Consider the following 13,801-nt stretch of genomic DNA (forward strand, 5'->3'; position numbering starts at 1 on the left):
CGAGCAGCTCGGCACCGGCGTCGGCGGTGGTGCCGGCTCCGGCGCCGCTACCGGTATCGCTATCGGCGTCGGCATCGGCGGTGGCGTCGGGGCGGCCCGGGTCGCCGGGCGGGGTCAGCGGGGGCATTTCGAGGAGGCGGGCCAGCAGGACGCGGGCCGCGCACCCGGCGTCGGCGAGGGCACGGGCCCGGACGCCCGGCGAGGCGGGGCGTTCGGCCTCCGGGGTGCGGGACGGGCGCAGGGCCTGGCCGGCCGAGGCGGCGGCCTCGCGGGTGTCGGCGGAGAGGGTGCAGGGTGCGGCGGTGAGTTCGCCGGTGCAGCGTCGGGCCAGGTCGGCGGCGTCGGCGATCAGGGCGGGGTAGCCGGGGCCGGTCGGGTCGGGCAGCAGCAGGGCCTCGGCGGCGATGAGCAGCAGCAGGCCGAGGGTGGCGCCGCCGAGGCGGTCGCCGAGGGTGTGCGGCTCGTACGGCGGGAAGCACGGGAGGATGTAGAGCAGTTGGAGGCCGGGGGCGGCTCCGGCCGGGCGGGGGCCGGCGGCCGCCGCGAACGCCAGGACGAAGCCGATCACCAGCATGCCGAGGACCGCGGCCCAGGTGCGGACCGCGAGCAGGGTGCCGAGGCTGATCAGCAGCCAACTGGCGGGCAGGATCCGCCAGATGACCGCGGCACGTTGCCGGCCGGTGCCCGGGATCCGGGACAGGCCGGCCAGTGCGACCGCGGCGAACAGCGCGTACGTGGCCGCCACCGGCAGGTCCAGCCCGTACAGGCACCCGTAGAACCCGGCGCAGGCGGCGGCGGTCACCCGTACGGCCCGGCGGGCCGCGGCCGGCAGCGGTGCGGTGCCGTGGCGCAGCTCTGCGGCGGCGGCCCGTAGGCGGCGGCGTACGGGTGTCCGGCCGGGCGGCGCGTCGCGGTCGGGGGCGGTGTTCATCTGCCCAGGGTCGGGGAGCGGCGGGCCGGCGTCCGTGAGGGGCAGGCCTACGGCGGCGAGTTCGCCCGTTCGGGCGCGGGGCGGGCCGGACCGGCGCCGGGACGGCGTCCGACGAGGGCTGCGCGGTGCGGCCGGGCACTGGACGGGACGGGTGGTCAGCCGGGACAGTGGGCCCCTACTCGCCGGTAGGCGTCCCAGGACCTGACGGAGGCGGCATGACCATCCATCACCTCGACTGCGCCGGGATGTGTCCGGCGGGCGGCCGGGCGCTGCTCGGCAGCGGCGGCGCACTGACCGCCCGGGTCGTCGGCCACTGCCTGCTGGTCGAGACCGGGGACGGGCTGGTGCTGGTCGACACCGGTTTCGGCACCGGCGACGTCGCGGACCCGGCCCGGCTGGGCCTCGCCTTCCGGGCGGCGATGCGGCCGCGTCTGTCGCCCGCCCGGACCGCCGTGCACCAGGTACGCGCCCTCGGGTACGACCCGCAGGACGTCCGGCACATCGTGGTCACCCACCTCGACCTCGACCACGCGGGCGGGCTGGGCGACTTCCCGCAGGCCGAGGTCCATGTGCTGGCCGAGGAACTGCGGGCGGCCCGGGCCAGGGCCACCCGCGGCGAGCGGGACCGGTACCGCCCCGCCCAGTGGGCGCACGGCCCGCGCTGGGTGGAGCACCGGGCGGACGGGGAGGCCTGGTACGGCTTCGCCGCGGCCCGGCCGCTTGCGGGGGCGGTCCCCGAGGTGGTGCTGGTCCCGCTGCCCGGGCACAGCCGTGGGCACTGCGGCGTGGCGGTCCGCCGCCCCGGCGGGGGCTGGCTGCTGCACTGCGGCGACGCCTACTTCTCGCACCGCGAGGTCTCCCCCACCGCCCCCGGTTGCCCACCGGGCCTGGCCGCCTTCCAGCGCCTGGTGGCGACCGACCACCGGGCCCGGCTCGCCAACCGGGACCGGCTGCGCGAACTCGCGCGCGGCCACGGCACGGAGATCGACCTGTTCGCGGCGCACGACCCGTACGACTTCGACCGCCTGCGCGGCGCCCACGACACGACGGCCGACGCGGGGCGGCCGCGCTGAGGTCGGCCCCGCCGGCGTCCCGGGCCGCGCTGGTACGGGGGCGGGGTGGCGGTGGGGGCCGCCGGTGGCGGCGTGTCCGCGGGCCCGGCGGGCAGTGTGCTGTCCTATGCTGCCGGAATCCTGCCCGCCCGGCGCGGCCGTCGTCCCCGTCCCGGGCCGGGCACGGCCCGGGCGACGGCGGGGCGCCCGGGCGGTCCTCCGTCGTCAGCCGCCCACAGCAAGGCCCGCCGTGCTCGAACTGCGCCACTTCCACGTCCTGCGGGCCATCGCCCGGGAGGGGTCGCTCGCCGCGGCCGCCAGGTCGCTGCGGCACAGCCAGCCCACCGTGACGCACCATCTCACCACCCTCGAGGCGCACTTCCGCACCCGCCTGGTCGACCGCGGGCCCCGCGGCGCCACCCTGACCGAGGCCGGCGAGGCGCTGCTGCCGCACGCCGAGGCCGTCCTCGCCCGGGTGGGGCAGGCCGAACAGGAGCTGCGCGGTCTCGTCGAACTGGGTTCGGTCACCCTGCGGGTCGGCACCTTCCCGACCGCCGGTGCGCTGCTGCTGCCGCCCGCCGTACGGCAGGTCCACGGCCACGGCGTGCGGATCTCGCTCACCGAGGGCGAGCTCCCCGCACTGCTCTCCGCGCTCCGTGACCGCGAACTCCACCTGTCGCTGGTGTTCTCCCAGCCCGGCGACCGGCTCGGCCTGGACGAGGACTTCGCCGTCCACCGGCTGCTGGACGATCCGCTGTTGCTGATCCTCCCGGCCGGCCATCCGCAGGCCGCAGCCGACCGCGTACCGCTGACCGCCCTGCGCGACGAGGGCTGGATCGTCGGTACCACCGACGCCGACCCGTGCGACCGGCTGCTCAGCCGTGCCTGCGCCCGCGAGGGTTTCGAGCCGCTGCACGCGCTGCGCACCGACGACTACGGGGTGATGCAGGGTTTCGTCGCGGCCGGTCTCGGGGTGGCCCTGGTCCCGAGGCTCGGGCTCGGGCGGCCGCGGGAGGACATCGTGGTGCGCGAGTTGGACGGTCTCGCGCTCACCCGCCAGATCGGTGTCGCGATACCGCGGTCCGGGGTGCTGGAGGCCGCCCGGACGCTGCTCGCCGCCCTTCAGGCGCAGGCTGCCGTACTGGACGCCGGGGCCGTGGCGGACCGCTGAGCCCGGAGCGCCGAGCCCGGAGCGCCGGGCCGAGGCCCGCCCTCCGGTACGGCCCCGCGGTGGTCAGTGGTGCCGACCGGGGTCCTCGGCGACGACCCGCAGTGTGGTGACGCCGGGGTCGGCGGCGCCGCGGACGTGGCCGCCGGGGGTGGCGGCGGTGTACTGGAGGAACTCGACCAGTTCGCGGGTGATCACCTCGCCGGGCAGCACGTTCGGGATGCCCGGCGGGTACGCGGCCAGGGTGTCGGCGCTGACCCGGCCGACCGACCGCTGGGCGGCCACCGTGACGCTCGGCGCGAGGAACGCGTCCCTGGCCGTCAGCCTGACCGGCCCGGGCGCGGGCAGCCGGATCCCGGGCGCCGCGGGACCGCCGAAGGTGTCCGCGCCCGCGGGACCGGCCAGGGGCTCCGCAGGTACGAGCGGCGGCCCCGGCAGCGCGTGCAGGGCGGCCAGGAAGCGGCTCGGGTCGGGGGCGGAGCCGGCTCCCAGGACCGCGACGATCGCCGAGTCGGTGGCGACCTCGACCATGATCCGGTGCTCGGTCAGCAGGAGGCTGCGGGCGTGGTGGCCGGATATCCCGCCCCTGCGGGTGTCGATCGGCACCCGCAGCGGGTCGGCGGCCACGATGTCGGGGAACGCGCCGAACCCGTCGCTCACCACGGCGAACCGGCCGGCCGCCCGGACGCCGGCCCGGATCCGGTCGGCCGCCTCGACGGACTCGCCGATGGCCGGCCCGCCGGTCGCCAGGGCCCGCCGGGCGAGGTCGAGCGAGGCCAGCAGCAGGGCGCTCGCGCTGGTGGACTGGGTGAGGTGGAAGATCCGTTCCAGCTGCGGCTCGAGCCGGTCGGCGAACGGCCCCTCGCCGAGGTGCAGCATCGCTGACTGGGTCAGGCTGCCGCCCAGCTTGTGGGTGCTGGAGACGACCAGGTCGGCGCCGTGCGCCAGGGCACCGGCGGGCAGCGCCGGGTGGAAGCCGAAGTGTGAGCCCCAGGCCTCGTCGACGATCAGCGGGACGCCGGCCCGGTGCGCGGTCGCGGCCAGCGCCTCGACGTCGGCGACCGCGCCGAAGTAGCTGGGGGTCACCACGTACGCGGCGGCGGCGTCCGGGTGGGCGGCCAGCGCCTCGGCGAGGCCGGCGGCGGTGACGCCGTGCGCGATGCCCAGCCCGGGGTCGACCGAGGGGTGGACGAAGGCGGCCCGCAGCCCGGAGAGCACCAGCCCGTCGACCACGCTGGAGTGGACGCTGCGCTGCACCACCAGGGTGTCGCCGAGCGAGCGGGCCGCCAGGACGGCGATCCGGTTGCCCTGCGAGGCGCCGTTGGTGAGGAACCAGCTGCGGCGTGCTCCCCAGGCCTCGGCGGCGAGGGTGCGGGCCCGGTCCAGCGGGCTGTCGGGGCCCAGATCGATGCCGTCCACCAGTGGCGGCACGTCGAGGCGCAGCGGCGCCTCGCCGAGCAGGGCGGCGAGGCCGGAGGCGCGGGTGGCGTCGGCGCCGTGGCCGGGGACGTTGAGGCGCTGCCAGTCGGCGCCGGTGGTGGCGAGCAGGGCGTCCGCGTAGGGGGCGGTGTGCTGGGAGGGGCTGATGGTGCCGGAGTGTGTCACGCGGTCGAGGCTGGCAGCCGCCGGGGTGCGGCGGAACCAGGGAGTTCTCTGGGGAGGTCCAGCTTTTCTCTATAGCTCGGGATGATGGCTCGGGCCCGGGGCGGCGGCGGTGTCCGCCGGATCGCGGGCCCGGGACGGTGGCCGAGCCGGTGGCCGGGACCGATGGGACGGATCGGCCCATACTGGGAGCATGGCGCGGAAAACCTCTGAGTCGCACCCCCCGTCGACGCTGTCGGTCAAGGGGCGGGAAATGCGGCTCCGCACGATCGGTATCGGCGTTCTCACGGTGCTCGCCGTCTGGTTCATCGCGGTCAACACCGACTCGGTGTCGATCCGGCTGTGGGTGCCGACCGTCACCCTCCCGCTCTGGGTGGTGCTGACCGTCACCCTGCTGACCGGGCTGGTGATCGGCTGGTTCCTGGCCCGCCGGCGGGCGAGACGCTGAGCCGCGGCAGCCGGGCGGGCGAACCGCCCTGCCCCGCGCCTCTGACCCGTCCACCGCTGACCCGTCCACCGCAGACCCGTCCACCGCCGGTCGGCCGGCGGCCGCGTGCCGCCGTCGCGTCCGGGTAGAGGCACAGGCATGGGACTTCTCCGCAGGCGCTCCGGGCCGCCCGATCCTGACCCGTCCGATCCCTCCCCGACCGATCCCTCCCCGGCCGGCGCTTCCGGCCCGCCGCCCGCGGATGCCCTGGCCCCGCAGGCCGCGGCGGGCGAACTCGCCGCCCTCTCCACGGAGCTGGAGGAGGAGTCGGCCACCGCCCGCAAGCGCGGTGTACGGCGCACCGCCGACCTGGTGGCGAGCACGGCGCGGGCGCTCGGGCGCGGCGGGACGTCCGCCGCCAAGGGCGCGGGGTACGGCAGCCGGGCGCTGGCGGACCGGCTGCTGGTGCAGGCACCGCGGATCCCGATCCGCGATCTGGCGACGATTCGGGCGCAGCACCCGGGGGCGGACGGGCCGGAGGCGCTGGCCGACCTGCTGGTGACCGGTGCGCTGCGGGCCTCGGGTGCGGTGGGGGCGAGCATCGGGGCGGCCGCGATGCTGCCGGTGCCGCCCGCGATGCCGGTGGAGATCGCGGCGGAGACGCTGGTGGTGGCGGCGGTCGAGATCAAGCTGATCGCCGAGCTGCACCAGGTGTACGGGGTACCGGCCACCGGGACGGCGTCGCAGCGGACGGTCGCCTATGTGACCGCCTGGGCCGACCGGCGCGGGATCGACTCCTCCGCCCTGTCGCACCCGTCGGGGGCGGTGGCGCTGGCGGGCCTGGCGGTCGGTGCGGAGGTGCGGCAGAAGGTCCGCAAGCGGCTCACCCGCAGTACGCTGCGCAAGCTGCCGTCGATGATCCCGATGCTGGTGGGTGCGGGGATCGGGGCGATGCTGAACCGGCGGGACACCGGCCGGCTGGCCACCCGGGTGCGGGCGGACCTGCGGGCCAGGACGGCGTCGGATCCGGGCTACTGGGCGGCGGCCGATCCGGGGCGGGGCACGGTCAGCGGCCCGGGATGATGTCGTTGGCGATGGCGAACCGGGTGAGGTCGGCCCGGCGCCGGGAGCCGATCTTGTCGCGGAGCCGGTCGAGGTGCGAGTGCACGGTGTGTTCGCTGATGCCGAGGCGTTCGGCGATGCCGTGGTCGGTCTCGCCGTTGGCGAGCAGTTCGAGGATCTGCCGTTCACGTTCCGTCACCCGGCACACGGCCTGTGACCACGGGCGGACCGCGAGCACGGCCGACACGTACTCGCAGCCGTTGGCCACCAGCCTTACGGCGGCGAGGAGTTCGGGTTCGCCGGCCTGCCGGCTGAGGCAGCCGCGGGCGCCGGCCTGCATCGACGGCCCGATGGCGCCCTGTTCGTCGGAGCAGAGCACCAGGACGGCCGCGCCGCGTTCGGCGAGCCGGTGGACGACGGCCGCCAGGTAGGAGGGCCGTAGCTGGAGGTCCAGCAGCACCACGTCGCCGGGCATCAGCCGGTCCTCGGCCTCCTCGGCGCCGCGTGCGTCGACGGCGAGTTCCAGGTCCGCGGCGGAGTCGATCACCCCGGTCAGGCCGCACCGGTAGAGCGGGCAGTCGCCGACGACGGCGACCCGGATCGGTTCAGCACTCATGTGTGGGACCTCGGGACGGGCGGACCGCGCCGTGCCGGGCCGCCGCGGGGGCCGGCCGCCCTCGCACCTCCCAGTCTTCACCCGGCGCCCGGCCGCGGCACCCGGAGCGTCCGGCCCTCCCCTGCCCGCCCGCGCCTCACCGGCGTGCGCGCTGGCATGCGTGCTGGCATGTGCGCTTGTCATATCTGAGTGACAGTCATCACTGAATCACTTCTGGTTACCCGTCGGCAACATACCGTCAGGTAACGTTCCGTTGTGACCAGATGACCGGCCGCAGGGCCCGTCCGCCGTCGGCGTCGCCATCGACCCGACCCCGGGGCCCGCCCGGGCTGCGGACGCCTGCCCGGCGCCGCCGACGGGTCCGGTCCGAGCGGGGTTCCGCCGACCGTCGAGCAGATGAAAGAGGAAAGATGACCTCCGACGCACGGGGCAGTCGCTTCGAGGCCCTTGGCGCGTACATGCCACCCACGGTGCGGTCCACCGGGGAGCTGCTCGCCTCCGTGACCGCGATGCCGGACGTGGACCTGGAACGGATCACCGGCGTCGCCGAGCGCCGGGTCTACGACCCGCGGCCCGAGGCCGGCGAGGACTCGTTCGGGCTGGCCCTGAAGGCCGCCCGCGACGCGCTCGGCCACTCCCGCTACGACCCCGCCGACCTGGACGTGGTGGTCTCCGCCTCGATCACCCGGTTCAAGGACGGCGACGACTTCTACTTCGAACCCTCCTTCGCCGGGATGCTCGCCAAGGAGCTCGGGGCGCGCCGCGCGGTCCACTTCGACGTCTCCAACGCCTGCGCCGGGATGATGACCGGCGTCCACCTGCTCGACCGGATGATCCGCTCCGGCGCCGTCCGCACCGGCCTGGTGGTCAGCGGCGAGCAGGCCACCAGGGTGGCCGAGACGGCCGCCCGGGAGATCGCCGACTCCTACGACCCGCAGTTCGCCTCGCTGTCGGTCGGCGACTCGGCGGCGGCCGTGGTGCTGGACCGGGCCGTCGACGACGCGGACCGGATCCACTACATCGACCTGATGACCTGCGCCGAGTACGCGCACCTGTGCCTCGGCATGCCCAGCGACCGGACCGAGGGCATCGCGCTTTACACGGACAACCGGCAGATGCACAAGCAGGACCGGCTGCGCATGTGGCCGGCCTTCCACCGGGACCAACTCGCCAAGCTGGGACGGACGTTCGCGGACGAGGAGTTCGACTACATCGTCCAGCACCAGGTCGGCACCCGGTTCGTGGAGTACGCCAACCGCACCGGCGAGGCCGAGTTCGGCACCCCGATGCCGCACTCCCTCTCGGTGGTCGAGGAGTTCGGCAACACCGCGACGACCTCCCACTTCCTGGCACTGCAGCGGCACCTGAAGGCCGGCACCGCCCGCCGCGGCGCCCGCTACCTGCTGGTACCGGCCGCCTCCGGGCTGGTCACCGGCGCCCTGTCCGCGACCATCACCCATCTGGGGGTCTGAACGATGGCCATCGTCATCACCGCCGCCGCGGTCGTCGCACCGCCGCGCGCCTCGGCCGCCCGCGCCGTCCAGCTCGCCGGCGAGGCCTCCCTGGCCTGCCTGGCCGAGGCCCGGCTGTCGCCGGACGCCGTCGGCGTCCTGATCAACGTCGGCGTGTACCGCGAGCACAACACCTTCGAACCCGCCGTCGGCGCCCTGGTTCAGAAGGAGGCCGGGATCAACCTCGACTACCTGGCCCACCCGGTGCCGGGCGCCGCCTTCTCCTTCGACCTGATGAACGGCGCCTGCGGGGTGCTCAACGCCGTCCAGGTCGCCGAGTCCATGCTGGTCGCCGGGGGTGCCGAGCGGGTCCTGGTGACCGCCGCCGACGTCCACCCCGGCGGGCGCGGCGCACCGGACGCCGAACACCCCGACGACGACTACCCGTACGCCGACCTCGGTGCGGCCCTGCTGCTGGAGCGGTCGGCCACCGCCGACGGCTTCGGCCCGGTCCGCACGGGCGGGTCCGACGACCCCTCGGCGACCGCCGGATACCTGCCGACCGCCGGGATGCGCGCCGACGGCCGCAACCGGATCACCGTCCGGCGCGACCCCGGCTTCGCCACCCAACTGCTCGACCTGGCCGCCGACACCGCCCTCGGTTACGTCCGCGACGAGGGGCTCGACCTGCGGCGCACCCTGGTGATCGGGTCCCGGCCGACCAGCGACTTCGGACTGCGGCTGGCCGGACGGCTCGGCCTGCCCGAGGACCGGGTGCTCACCCCCGACCCGCCGGGCGCCGGGGCCGGGCTCCCGCACACCGCCGCACCCATCCTCGGCTACCTGCGGGCCATCACCGGGGGCCTGCCCGAGGACGTGGACCAGCTGCTGTTCGTCGCCGTCGGCGCCGGCCCGAGCGCGGCCTGCGTCTCCTACCGCCCCCAGGAACGGTGGACCCGATGACCACCGTGCACCCGAACGCCACCGCGGCCACGCCGGGGCCGCAGTTGCTCACCGGCGCCCACGGTCTCGCCGAGCAACTGGCGCACAACGCCCGCACGTTCCCCGGCAAGACCGCGATCGTCCACCCGGACGGCCGGAACGCCGACGGATCCGTCCGCTACCGCGAACTGACCTACGGGCAACTGCAGGAACAGGTCGACGCGCTGGCCGATGCGTTCGCCGGGATCGGGATCGGCCACGGCACCCGGACCGTGCTGATGGCCGCCCCCGGACCGGACCTCTTCGTGCTGCTGTTCGCCCTGCTGCGGCGCGGCGCGGTACCGGTCGTGGTCGATCCGGGCATGGGGGTGCGGCGGATGCTGCACTGCTACCGCGCGGTCGGCGCCGAGGCGTTCGTCGGACCGCCGCTCGCCCACGCGGTCCGGGTGCTGGGCCGGCGCGCGTTCTCCGGGGTCCGGGTGAAGGTGACCCTCGGCCGCCGCTGGGGCTGGGGCGGGCACACCCTCGCGGCGCTGCGCACCGGCGGCCCCGGCGGCCCGCCGGCGGAGCGGGCCGAGGTCGGCGGCGAGGACCTGATGATGATCGGGTTCACCACGGGCTCCACCGGTCCCGCCAAGGGCGTGGAGTACACCCACCGGATGGCGGCCGCGATGGCGGCCGCCGTCCGGGCCGCACACGACCGCGACCGCGGCGAGGTGTCACTGGTCACCCTGCCGCTCTACGGCGTGTTCGACCTGCTGTTCGGCTCCACGCTGGTGCTGGCGCCGCTCGCCCCCTCGAAGGTCGGCCGGGCCGACCCCGGGCCGCTGGTGGCGGCGATGCTCCGGTACCGCGTCTCGACCATGTTCGCCTCCCCCGCACTGCTGCGCCGCCTCGCCGACCACCTGGCCGCGCACAGCACCGAACTGCCGGACCTGCGCTGCGTGGTGTCCGGCGGCGCGCCCGTCCCCGCCGAGGTGGTGGGCACGCTCCGGCGCGTCCTGGACCCCGGGGCCGCGATCCACGTCAGCTACGGCGCCACCGAGGCGCTGCCGATCACCTCGATCGAGTCCGCGGAGATCCTGGCCCGGACCGCCGCCATGGGCCCGCTCGGCGCCGGCACCTGCGTCGGCCGCCCGGGCCCGGGCACCCGGGTCCGGATCGTCGAGATCTCGGACGGCCCGCAGCCGTCCTGGTACGACGGTCTGGAGGTGCCGGAGGGCACCGTCGGCGAGATCGTGGTGAGCGGCGGTCAGGTCAGCGCCCGCTACCACGCCGCACCCGCGGCCGACGCCGCGCACAAGATCCACGAGGAGGCCGACGGCACCCGCTGGCACCGCACCGGCGACCTCGGCCGGCTCGACGCCGAGGGCCGGCTGTGGTTCGCCGGGCGCCGTACCCAGCGGGTGCGCACCGCCGACGGCGACCTGTACACCGTGGCCTGCGAGGGCGTGTTCAACGCCCACCCGCTGGTCCGGCGCACGGCACTGGTCGGCGTCGGGGCCGCCGGCGCCCAGCGCCCGGTGGTGTGCGTGGAGACCGACCCCGGGCTGACCGACCGCCAATGGCTGCAACTGACGGCGGAGTTGCGGGATCTCGGGGCGGCCAGGCCGCAGACCGCGGGGCTGGACCTCTTCCTTCGGCACCCCGGGTTCCCGGTCGATGTCCGGCACAACGCCAAGATCGGACGGGAGCAGCTCGCCCGCTGGGCCGCCGGACGCCTGGACGGCTCCGGCCGGTGGCGCGGCCGGGCGCTGCGCGCGGTACCGCTGGCCGGCTGGGCCTACCTGGCGGCCGGGCTGCTGCACCCAGTCGACCAGCCCGTCCTGGCCGCGCTGTGGTGGATCGACGCCTTCCTGAGCGTCGTGGTGCACGCCGCGCAGATCCCCGCGGCGCTCCCCCGCGGGCGGGCGGCCGGGCACGGCCCGGCCGCGACCACCGCGCTCACCATGCTGTACGGCGCCACCTGGTGGCGGCGGCTGCCCGCCGCCGCCCGCCCGGTGGCACCCCTGGCGCCGGCCGACGCGCTGGAGGTCCGGTGAAGGTCCTGGTGACCGGCGCGTCCGGCTTCCTCGGCGGGCACCTGGTGGACGGCGCGCTGCGCGCCGGGCACGAGGTCCGCGCACTGGTGCGGCCCACCAGCGACCTGAGCAGGCTGCGGACCGTCCCCGGCCTGGAGCTGGCCCACGGCGACCTCGGGGACCCGCAGTCCCTGCGCCGCGCCGTCGAGGGCGTGGAGGTGGTGCACCACAGCGCGGCCCGGGTCGCCGACTTCGGCACCCGGGCGCAGTTCACGGCGGAGAACGTCACCGGCACCGAGCGGCTGCTGAGCGCCGCCCGGGAGGCGGGCGCCCGCCGGTTCGTCTTCATCAGCAGCCCCAGCGCGCTGATGGGACCGGACGACGGCGACCGCCTCGGCATCGACGAGAGCACCGCCTACCCGGAGCGCTGGCTCAACCTGTACTCGGAGACCAAGGCCGCCGCCGAGCGGCTGGTCCTCGCCGCCGACCGGCCAGGCTTCACCACCGTGGCGCTGCGCCCGCGCGGCATCTGGGGTCCGCGGGACCGCGCCGGATTCCTGCCGAAGCTGCTCGCCGGGATGCTGGCCGGACGGCTGCCCGACCTGTCCGGCGGCCGCCGGGTCCTGGTCTCGCTGTGCCACAGCGACAACGCAGTGCTGGCCGCGCTGCTCGCCGCCGGGGCCCCGGCGGAACGCGTCGGCGGCCGGGCGTACTTCGTCGCCGACCGGGAGCAGACCGACCTGTGGGCCTTCCTCACCCGGCTGGCCGCGCTGTTCGGCGGCACCCCGCCGACCCGGCGGATCCCCCCGCCGCTCCGCGACGCCCTGGTGGCCTCGGTCGAACTGCTGTGGCGGGTAACGGCGTTGGCCGCCCGCCGGGAGCCGCCGGTGAGCCGCTACTCGGTCGCCCTGCTCACCCGGTCGACCACCTACTCCACGGCGGCCGCCGAACGGGACCTCGGGTACCGGGCGGTGACCGACCAGGAGACCGGCCTGCGACGGCTGCAGGAGTGGGTCGAATCGATCGGCGGGGCCGAGGAGTTCGTCCGCGCCGTCCGCTGACCGGCCGCCCCCAACCGCCCGGGCCGCCCGGGCCGCCCGCACCGCCGACATTCCGAGCCCTCCGCCGGGCGACACGTCCAGAAAGCACCGCGATGACTCTGCACGACACCACGGCCGCCGACCGGGCGGCCGGGCCGGCCTTCCGCCGGCCGGTCTCCCCCACCGAGTGGCTGTACCTCGGCGCCCACCGTCTCGGCAGCGCGATGGCACTCCACCTCGTGGTCGAGGGCACCGGCACCCTCGACCCCGCCCGGCTCGCCGCCGCCGTGGCGGCCGCCGCCGAGGCCTGCCCGGGCTCCCGGCTGGTGCGCCGCGGCCGCGAGTGGATCGACTCCGGACGGCCGCCGCAGCTGCGGATCGCACCGCCGGGCGGCGTGCCCGACCCCGAGCTGCGGCAGGGCACGTCGCTGCTGGAGGAACCGATGGACCTGGTCCGCGGCCCCGGGTGCGAAGTCCTGCTGCTGCCCGGCGCGGCGGGCGCCAGCACCCTCGTGCTGCGTGCCTTCCACGGCGTGATGGACGGACACGGCGCCCGGCTCTGGGCGGCAGAGGTGTTCCGGGCGCTGCGCGGCGAGGCCCCTCGGCCGGCCCGCTCCCCGCTCACCGACGCCGCGTTGCTGGCGCGGACCGGGGCCACCGGCCGCCGTCCCGTGCTCATGCTCGACCGGCCCTCGCCGCTGGCGCCACCCGCCGGTACCGCCGTGGGTACCGCCGTGCAGGACACGGGTGGCGGGCGCGGTGGAGCGGCCCGGACGCTCTGGCGCCGCCGTACCCTGCCGGGCCGGTACACCGCGCTCACCGCCAGGCTGGCGCAGGCGGTGGCGGACGCAACCGGTGCGCCGCACGCCCGGGTGATGGTGCCCGCCGACCTGCGGCGCCACCACGACGGCCCGCCCGCCACCGGCAATCTGACGCTGCCGCTCTTCCTCGACCTCGGCGCGGGCGAGCCGTGGCAGGGCGCCCAGTCTCAGCTGCTGCGGGCCCTGGCCGGGCACCGGGAGCTCGCCGACGGGTTCGAATCGGCGCTCGCCCGGCTGCCGCTGCCGGTCGTCGCTGCGCTGCTGCGTACGGGCCAGGGCGTCGCCCGGCGCCGGGACCGGCACCTGGCGTCGGCGGTCGTCTCGCACCTGGGCCGGATCGACCCGGCCGACTGGTCGGGCGGCGGCTTCACCGCCCGCACGGTGTACGCGCTGCCGGTGCACGCGCCGCTGGTGCCGGTGTCGTGCGTGGCGGTCGAACTGCCCGACCGCACCGAGCTGACCGTCGGTTTCCAGGGCGGCCCGCAGCTGGCCGAACAGGCCGAAGGGCTGATGGACCGGCTGGTGGCGGCCCTCGCGGGGACCGGGACCGCCGGCGGGGCTGCCGACGGGAGCAGCCGCAGGCCCACGGACGGCGGACCGATGGCGGCCGGCGTGGGAACCGCCGCGCCGGCGGACGGGCCGGCCGCCCCCGCGGGCGGGCCCGGTGC

The 13,801-nt window shown here is 76.4% G+C and carries 10 protein-coding genes and 2 pseudogenes; 9 read left to right on the forward strand and 3 right to left on the reverse strand.

What is annotated here, in order from left to right; genetic code table 11:
- Nucleotides 1-931: pseudogene (locus AA75_RS24225) on the reverse strand (FUSC family protein); the annotation flags it as partial.
- Nucleotides 932-1,146: 215 nt separating this feature from the next.
- Between AA75_RS24225 and AA75_RS24230 the strand changes: the two are divergent.
- Nucleotides 1,147-2,004 carry an MBL fold metallo-hydrolase gene (locus AA75_RS24230; protein ID WP_033822328.1) on the forward strand — a complete coding sequence of 286 codons (858 nt, stop codon included), beginning with the start codon at nt 1,147-1,149 and terminating at the stop codon, nt 2,002-2,004.
- A gap of 229 nt (nt 2,005-2,233) precedes the next feature.
- Nucleotides 2,234-3,154, forward strand: a complete 921-nt coding sequence (locus AA75_RS24235; RefSeq protein ID WP_082526781.1) for a LysR substrate-binding domain-containing protein — start codon at nt 2,234-2,236, stop codon at nt 3,152-3,154.
- A gap of 63 nt (nt 3,155-3,217) precedes the next feature.
- On the opposite strand, the gene AA75_RS24240 is transcribed toward AA75_RS24235, so the two are convergent.
- Nucleotides 3,218-4,756 carry an aminotransferase class I/II-fold pyridoxal phosphate-dependent enzyme gene (locus tag AA75_RS24240; RefSeq protein WP_033822329.1) on the reverse strand — a complete coding sequence of 513 codons (1,539 nt, stop codon included), beginning with the start codon at nt 4,754-4,756 and terminating at the stop codon, nt 3,218-3,220.
- A gap of 250 nt (nt 4,757-5,006) precedes the next feature.
- Between AA75_RS24240 and AA75_RS24245 the strand changes: the two genes are divergently transcribed.
- Together AA75_RS24245 and AA75_RS24250 are read left to right on the forward strand one after the other, a co-directional pair.
- On the forward strand, nt 5,007-5,201 hold the full coding sequence (locus AA75_RS24245; protein WP_233289167.1) for a LapA family protein: 195 nt from the start codon (nt 5,007-5,009) through the stop codon (nt 5,199-5,201).
- A 138-nt stretch (nt 5,202-5,339) separates the two neighbouring features.
- Nucleotides 5,340-6,263 (forward strand): hypothetical protein, encoded by a 924-nt coding sequence (locus tag AA75_RS24250; protein WP_063794427.1) that lies wholly within the window; start codon nt 5,340-5,342, stop codon nt 6,261-6,263.
- On the opposite strand, the gene AA75_RS24255 is transcribed toward AA75_RS24250, so the two are convergent.
- Nucleotides 6,247-6,858, reverse strand: a complete 612-nt coding sequence (locus AA75_RS24255; protein ID WP_033822331.1) for a response regulator transcription factor — start codon at nt 6,856-6,858, stop codon at nt 6,247-6,249. The two genes, AA75_RS24250 and AA75_RS24255, sit on opposite strands and share 17 nt — an antisense overlap.
- Before the next feature lie 410 nt (nt 6,859-7,268).
- Here AA75_RS24255 and AA75_RS24260 point away from each other — a divergent pair, with 410 nt between their 5' ends.
- The 5 genes and pseudogenes from AA75_RS24260 to AA75_RS24280 form a co-directional block, all read left to right on the forward strand.
- The gene (locus tag AA75_RS24260) at nt 7,269-8,330 is read left to right on the forward strand and encodes a 3-oxoacyl-ACP synthase III family protein (RefSeq protein ID WP_033822332.1); all 1,062 of its coding nucleotides are present in this window, start codon (nt 7,269-7,271) and stop codon (nt 8,328-8,330) included.
- Between the two features lie 3 nt (nt 8,331-8,333).
- Complete coding sequence (locus AA75_RS24265; protein ID WP_033822333.1) at nt 8,334-9,272, forward strand: hypothetical protein; 939 nt, start codon at nt 8,334-8,336, stop codon at nt 9,270-9,272.
- Entirely contained in the window at nt 9,269-11,293 is a 2,025-nt protein-coding gene (locus AA75_RS24270) for a fatty acid CoA ligase family protein (RefSeq protein ID WP_082526783.1), read from the forward strand. Before AA75_RS24265 ends, AA75_RS24270 begins: the two co-directional genes overlap by 4 nt.
- Entirely contained in the window at nt 11,290-12,333 is a 1,044-nt protein-coding gene (locus AA75_RS24275; protein WP_033822334.1) for an NAD(P)-dependent oxidoreductase, read from the forward strand. Before AA75_RS24270 ends, AA75_RS24275 begins: the two co-directional genes overlap by 4 nt.
- A gap of 92 nt (nt 12,334-12,425) precedes the next feature.
- Nucleotides 12,426-13,801, forward strand: a pseudogene (locus AA75_RS24280) (hypothetical protein); the annotation flags it as partial.

The sequence above is a fragment of the Kitasatospora sp. MBT63 genome, from assembly GCF_000710465.2.
Lineage (GTDB): Bacteria > Actinomycetota > Actinomycetes > Streptomycetales > Streptomycetaceae > Kitasatospora.

Excerpts from the sequence above, each read along its gene's own strand:
- AA75_RS24270 (WP_082526783.1), top strand. The coding sequence starts at position 9,269 with ATGACCACCGTGCACCCGAACGCCACCGCGGCCACGCCGGGGCCGCAG.
- AA75_RS24250 (WP_063794427.1), top strand. The coding sequence starts at position 5,340 with ATGGGACTTCTCCGCAGGCGCTCCGGGCCGCCCGATCCTGACCCGTCC.
- AA75_RS24255 (WP_033822331.1), bottom strand. The coding sequence starts at position 6,858 with ATGAGTGCTGAACCGATCCGGGTCGCCGTCGTCGGCGACTGCCCGCTC.
- AA75_RS24230 (WP_033822328.1), top strand. The coding sequence starts at position 1,147 with ATGACCATCCATCACCTCGACTGCGCCGGGATGTGTCCGGCGGGCGGC.
- AA75_RS24260 (WP_033822332.1), top strand. The coding sequence starts at position 7,269 with ATGACCTCCGACGCACGGGGCAGTCGCTTCGAGGCCCTTGGCGCGTAC.
- AA75_RS24265 (WP_033822333.1), top strand. The coding sequence starts at position 8,334 with ATGGCCATCGTCATCACCGCCGCCGCGGTCGTCGCACCGCCGCGCGCC.
- AA75_RS24245 (WP_233289167.1), top strand. The coding sequence starts at position 5,007 with ATGCGGCTCCGCACGATCGGTATCGGCGTTCTCACGGTGCTCGCCGTC.